This is a genomic window from Bacteroidia bacterium, assembly GCA_025056095.1.
GTDB lineage: Bacteria > Bacteroidota > Bacteroidia > JANWVE01 > JANWVE01 > JANWVE01.
In genome coordinates this window covers 1-2,640 of sequence record JANWVW010000297.1, presented here as the reverse complement: position 1 = coordinate 2,640, position 2,640 = coordinate 1, and the positions used below count along the sequence as shown (strand labels likewise).

2 protein-coding genes are annotated in these 2,640 nt (G+C 37.5%); one reads left to right on the top strand and one right to left on the bottom strand.

Features of this window, described 5'->3' with window-relative positions:
- Positions 1–115 precede the first annotated feature (115 nt).
- Positions 116–532 carry a DUF1573 domain-containing protein gene (locus NZ519_13580; protein MCS7029785.1) on the bottom strand — a complete coding sequence of 139 codons (417 nt, stop codon included), beginning with the start codon at positions 530–532 and terminating at the stop codon, positions 116–118.
- Positions 533–640: 108 nt separating this feature from the next.
- Between NZ519_13580 and yidC the strand changes: the two genes are divergently transcribed.
- Positions 641–2,530, top strand: a complete 1,890-nt coding sequence (yidC, locus tag NZ519_13575) for a membrane protein insertase YidC (protein ID MCS7029784.1) — start codon at positions 641–643, stop codon at positions 2,528–2,530.
- Positions 2,531–2,640: the final 110 nt, after the last annotated feature.

Sequence of the window (2,640 nt, the reverse complement as noted above, 5' to 3'; positions counted from 1 at the left end):
CGATGAGTGCGCTCACCCCCCCCCACGCCGACCTTGTGGGCATGAGCGTAGCGAATGCCCACAAGGGCACGCCCAAAAAATTAAAATTAAATGCTTGTCAATTATGCTCTGTAGATTAGTTTAACTTCTGACCGCTTTTAGTATCAAGGCTTTTTTCTACACTGCCGTAAATAAATAATGTCTTTTGCTCAGGTTTGCCATTAGTAAAAACTTGAACGTATTTAAGAAATACCCCAGGTGTGCTTGCATCGTATTCTACGGTTATTTTGCCCTTTTTAGTTGGCAAAATAGGTGTCTGCGTCCATTTACTAACTACACACTCGCAAGCAGACTCAACCTTCGTGATAGTTATAGGCTTTTTGCCCACGTTTGTTACTACAAAATCATGAGTAATTTTAGTGTTAGTCCCTGTTTTTTGCAGCACAGTACCAAAATCAAAAACAGTTTCCTCAAATTTGAGTTCGCCTATTTCAGTTTGTGCTTTGCTCCAAAAAGTCCATATACAGCATATAGCCAACAGAACACTTTTCATAATCTCACCGCAATTTTAAGATAGTTTTCTAAAAAAAATGTGGAAAAAGTTACAAATGAAACTACAAACTCAACGTAATTCTTGTAGTTTTGCAAAATCATTTCTATTATGAGAGGATTGGACAAAAATGCGATTATCGGCTTTATTTTGATAGGGATAATACTATTTACCTACATGTATATCAATCGCCCTACGGAAGCCCAGCTAGAACAAAGGCGTCAAGAGATACTTAAAAAACAAGAAAATCCACAGACAAATGTATCATCTACCAAAGACAGTGTTACTAAAAAAGATACGCTTAGCGCATCTGTGTTAGATAGCATAAAAAAGTCTGAACTATATACCAAATTTGGACCTTTTGCCCCTTATACGCAAGGCAAATCTCGCCTAATTACCGTAGAAAATGAAGTCTTAAAACTAACCTTTGATACTAAAGGGGGAAATTTAGTTCGTGTTGAACTCAAAGACTACAAAACTTATTATGGCAAGTCTTTGGTTTTGTTTGAAGGAAACTCAAATAAACTCTACTGCAACTTTGCCATGACAAGCGGTAGCATTCTCAACACTGATGAACTCTACTTCACAGTAGAAGGGGACACAAATATGAAATTAACAGGCGATAAACAGTCGCAGCTTGCTTTTGTGATCAAAATTGATGAAGGTAACTACATTAAGCGAATTTTTACTCTGCAAGGTAATTCGTATGTAGTCGGAATGGATTTACAGATAAAAGGCTTGAAAAACATTCTTGCTAACAACAGCTATGAACTTTTTCTACACACAGAGATGCTTGCCACAGAACGAAAAGAAGATTTAGAAGATAACCGCATGAATTCTACGCTTTATTACAATTGGGCAGGCGATGTAGACCGATTGAGCTATACTTCCAACGATTTAGAAAGTGAAACACAAAACGGTACAATATACTGGGTTTCCCATAAGGTAAAATATTTTTGTGCTGCTTTAATTGCAGGTACGCCCACTTTGGGCATGAAAGTGGAAAGTTATGTTCCTCAAAATGAAAACATAATAAAGGTCTATACTTCTCGCTTAAGTGTAGGCTATACGCCTGGGGAAAACACACAACATAAGTTCCGCTTATATCTTGGACCTAATGACTATCATCAATTGAAAGCAGTAGCTCAATCTGGCGCGGATGGTTTTTATAAGCAGTTGGGCTTAGGCTGGTTCATTCTCAAATATGTGAACATGTACATTATTATACCTTTGTTCAACATGTTTGAATGGATGGGTATCAATTATGGAATTAACATCATTTTATTAGCCATAGCTATTCGTTTAATTTTACTGCCATTGAACTGGAAATCCTATATTTCAGGTGCAAAAATGCGAATATTGGCGCCGCAATTAGAACCTATCCGAGAAAAATACAAAGACGATCCTACACGCCAACAGCAAGAGATATTGAATTTTTATCGCAGGGCAGGGGTAAATCCCTTAGGGGGATGCGTACCAATCCTATTGCAATTACCTATCTTGTTTGCGGTATTGCAGTTTTTTCCCCAAGCAATAGAGTTTCGTCAGCAAAGCTTTTTGTGGGCAAAAGACCTTTCTACTTATGACTCTATTCTCAACCTTGGTTTTAAAATCCCATTTTATGGCGATCATGTAAGTTTATTTACCTTGCTCATGACAGGAGCTACTATTCTTTACACGTACATTACGAACAAAACTCAAACTAATCCACAGTATAAACAAATGCTATGGATTTCTTATTTGATGCCTATCATCTTTTTGGGATATTTTAATAGTATTTCTGCGGCACTTTCGTTTTATTACTTTGTAAGTACGATGCTTTCTATTATTCAGCAAGAGTTGATTAAACGAGTGGTAGATGAGAAAAAATTGTTAGCCCGAATTCAGGCTAATCAACAAAAATCAGCGAATAAGAGCGAAGTTAAGTCAGCTTTGCAGCGTAAGTTAGAGGAGTTACAAAAAAGACAAGCTCAAAGGGCAAAAACAGGTAGAAAATTTTAGATATTGACATTTATTTTGATAGGTTTGATATTATTTTTTTGGGCGTGCCCTTGCCCACACTGCGCTGCGCTTGTGTGGGCAAGGTCGGCGTGCTACGGGCTACGCTTTCG

Coding starts and splice junctions, on each gene's coding strand:
- yidC (MCS7029784.1), top strand. CDS start 641: ATGAGAGGATTGGACAAAAATGCGATTATCGGCTTTATTTTGATAGGG.
- NZ519_13580 (MCS7029785.1), bottom strand. CDS start 532: ATGAAAAGTGTTCTGTTGGCTATATGCTGTATATGGACTTTTTGGAGC.